Source organism: Paenibacillus dendritiformis (assembly GCF_015845845.1).
Taxonomy (GTDB): domain Bacteria; phylum Bacillota; class Bacilli; order Paenibacillales; family Paenibacillaceae; genus Paenibacillus_B; species Paenibacillus_B dendritiformis_C.
This window is the reverse complement of record NZ_LDIG01000027.1, coordinates 1-3,133: the sequence shown is the minus strand read 5'-3', so window position 1 is coordinate 3,133 and position 3,133 is coordinate 1. Positions and strand designations below refer to the sequence as shown.

General features: G+C 55.2%; 3 protein-coding genes and 1 pseudogene. 1 reads left to right on the top strand and 3 read right to left on the bottom strand.

Going from position 1 to position 3,133, the window contains the following annotated elements; translation table 11 throughout:
• Positions 1-280 (top strand): annotated as a pseudogene (locus tag ABD76_RS00225) (hypothetical protein); the annotation flags it as partial.
• Here the strand turns inward: ABD76_RS00225 and ABD76_RS00220 are convergent.
• From ABD76_RS00220 to ABD76_RS00210, 3 genes are all read right to left on the bottom strand, one after another.
• Positions 281-1,885: an asparagine synthase-related protein gene (locus ABD76_RS00220; RefSeq protein ID WP_338124993.1), complete on the bottom strand. Its 1,605-nt coding sequence runs from the start codon at positions 1,883-1,885 to the stop codon at positions 281-283. It lies immediately after the preceding pseudogene.
• A gap of 161 nt (positions 1,886-2,046) precedes the next feature.
• Complete coding sequence (locus ABD76_RS00215) at positions 2,047-2,712, bottom strand: lasso peptide biosynthesis B2 protein (RefSeq protein WP_197253246.1); 666 nt, start codon at positions 2,710-2,712, stop codon at positions 2,047-2,049.
• A 53-nt stretch (positions 2,713-2,765) separates the two neighbouring features.
• Positions 2,766-2,942 (bottom strand): benenodin family lasso peptide, encoded by a 177-nt coding sequence (locus ABD76_RS00210; RefSeq protein ID WP_197253244.1) that lies wholly within the window; start codon positions 2,940-2,942, stop codon positions 2,766-2,768.
• Positions 2,943-3,133: the final 191 nt, after the last annotated feature.

Sequence of the window (3,133 nt, the reverse complement as noted above, 5' to 3'; positions counted from 1 at the left end):
GAAATCCCCAGTCCTGATGCAGATGGCAGAGCAGGAGTACATGTTCTCATTCGACTATTCCCTGCCAATGATTCTTTCTGACCAGGCGGATGTTTATGTATTTCCCAACGAACTGCATCAGAAATTCCAGCCGCGTCACAAATTCCATGTCTATGAGCGCAACCTGGACTGGTTTCAATTCTGGCTGATGGGCGTCGAGGACGACGACCCGAGAAAGGTCGACCAGTTCAAGCGGTGGCGCCAAATGCGGGATGGCCGATCCGGCCCAGAGACGCAGTAATCACCTCCGGGCAGACGATTGTTGGCGGATCCAGTTTTCCATCGCGCACAGCTGAAATATTCGTGCGAATGAGTTGTCGCCTCTCGGAACTTCTTCCTGCGCAAGTTTCCGGATCTTTCCGCCATCCACAAGGCCACGTGCGTGCAGCTCGCCGTCCAGAAGAAAGGCGACCATATGATCTATTTTTCTGCGATAAAGCGCTCCTAGATATGCCGTGAACGTCCCCTTGCTCTTGCGCATCAGGATTGGCTGCGGAAGCAAATCCGAAAACGCTTCCCTTGCAAGCGCGCGGTTCTGACCTCCAGAAAACCACATCCAGCTCGGCGCCCGGAGGCACGCTTCGATGACTGGTTGGGACAGCAGCGGCATTCTGAACTTCCTGGTCAGGCCGCGTGGGCAGCTATCGGGATAAAGCTGCGTAGCGGCAAGCTCAGCGATACGGTCCCTGTCTCCCGGAAAAGCGTTGGGTGGCGTAGACAACCACGGATGATCCTCTCTCTCCGGTGTGGGCGCTTCCCTGCGCAAAAATGAATGATCGCTTGCGTGATGTTTGTTTCGGTTTTGCAGTAGCTTCCGCAAGGTGAGGCGCCCGGCCGTCCAATAGGTGCATTGATGAAATGTTGATATGTCATGGATGGCCCTGATCCCAGCTGCCAGCCCGGCAGATCGGAACGCGTCCGCCGCGGGTGAAGCATTTGTGAGATAGCAGAAAACGGTGTCGCCGCCGGCGCCGGAGTAGTAGCTGTTTGCATCGTGTTGTTCCGCAATTGCCTCCATGATCTTGTCGATTGCGAACTGCAGAGGTCCAACCAAAGGCGTGGTGAGATCTGGTGGAAGGTGAAAATCGATTGGTGCGTCGCCGTATCGTAGCTCCTTCGCCGTCAGATCCGTCCCAAGCATCTTTGCGATCAACTCTGCATAATCTCTTTCGTCAGCGCCTGGAACCGGCGACGTCAGCGTAGCGCATGATATCTTCGCCGATGTGTTTTTCAAGCAAACTCCTACGATCGAAGAATCGAGTCCGCCAGACAGCTCCAGAAGAGCGGAGCCGTCGCGCGTTGCCCATGTGGTGACTACCATGGCAACTGCTTCTCGGATTGCGCGCACAGCCTCGCCCGGGTCGGAATAGCGCATTTGCGGGCAGACAAATTTCCAGGGATCCCAGCTCTGTCCGACTTTGAATTCCCCACCGCGAAGGTGGACGGTGCAGCCTGGCAGCAGCTCCTTCACGTCGGCGAGGCCGGTTGCGGACGTTTTTATACCTGGATAAATCAAGCGATGGGTCAGATGGTCGTAATTGACTCGCTTGCGGTAGAGTCCATTTTTTTCAGCGAGGAGGATGCTGGATGTAAAAAAAGCCACCCCGGTTTGCGTAGAATAGAAACACGGAAGGGTGGAGGCAGGGGACGGGCTTCGCATCACGCTTATTGCTTCTGGGTCGTCGATTTCTGGAAGAACCAGTACGTAGTCTCCCCAATAGTTATCTACTATCTGCTTCCTTATTTCCGCAGGGGATAATTCATCATGAATTTCGTGGCGATGGTTGATGGGCTCACCGCAATAGGTATAAATTTCGCCAATGATGGCGCCGCCATGGGGAAGCACCAAGGTCGGGGTTTCCTGGGGCGCATAGACTGCGGTTGTGCCAGAACTCCACCGTAATTTGAATCCTGCGAGTGATGCAGCATTGGCATTACTCCACCCGGGGGCGCCGGGCCGTGGCGACCTATGGGCATCTCCGGTAAGGACAATATAGGAGTGTGCCATCAGATCACCCGGATGATGGTGTAGGATCTCACGTTTCCAATCGTGTCATTCAGGACGAGATTGCCTGCTTGCACCCAACAGTGTGCAGAAAAGGGGTCGCTGGTGACGCCGAACACGATGTTTGCGTAGTGGCCTCGCCTTGCGAGGAACCAGCTCATCGCCAGTGAATCGAGGAGGCAGCGGGTTGCGATCGGAACCAGCGCTCTCGACTTTGTAAACGCATGTGCGTGAATGAGGAGGGTCTTGGTGCTTGAGGCGCCAGGATCTTCTGCGCTCCGTCGAAAATTGATCAGGGCATCCAGGCCTTTCTTTAATCTGCGCGTCTTCAGATAAAGTTGAACCCAACAGACAATTGCAAATGTTTCAATGGCGTCTTTGGCTCCATGCCGGTTTGTCAGGGAACGAAGCTCGACGGAGCTGTGGTCGGGGTTTGGGATCCGTTTTTCGGGGGTGATTAAGGAGGGTGCAGAGTCTGTCAGGATATTGAGCTCGATCAAGCGACGGATTTCCGCGGGATGGCGAACAGTGCCGTTGATGTACCCGACGAATGCGCGCTCCGCGGAGGCAGGTAGCTTGAAGTACCGGTTTTTGCGAGTGTCAAGGAATATCGGGCGCTCGTCTGCGATGCAGAATGTCAAGTCGTCTTTCAATCTGTACGTGCTCATGTCGGTCTCCCGGAGACGTGCGAGGCGCACCTTGCGGTGCGCCTCGTTGCTTGCTACTCGGAGATTCCAACTCCGACTGTTTGGCCCAAGCCCTCATTGAGCGGTTCGCCGCGGCCCTTGGTTTCCACACTGGCCACACCCAGCTCGATCACATCTTCCGGCTCGGTGATACGGCCGTCTTCACTTCTATTCATGACGATCTCCTTCATCGGCGTCATGGACCATTCCATGACACCTGTACCTGGGAGCAGAAGCGTTGTGTTTTCAAATAATATTTGTTGTATTTTTCAAATATTATTCTGGAGTGTGATGGCCGTCACCGCCGTTTGGCGGTTCAGTGCAGGTGGCCGTTGCGCTCCCGGAGCAGGTCCACGATCCGGGGGACGATTTCCTGGCGGCGCTGGTGAAAAGCGGTCACCGT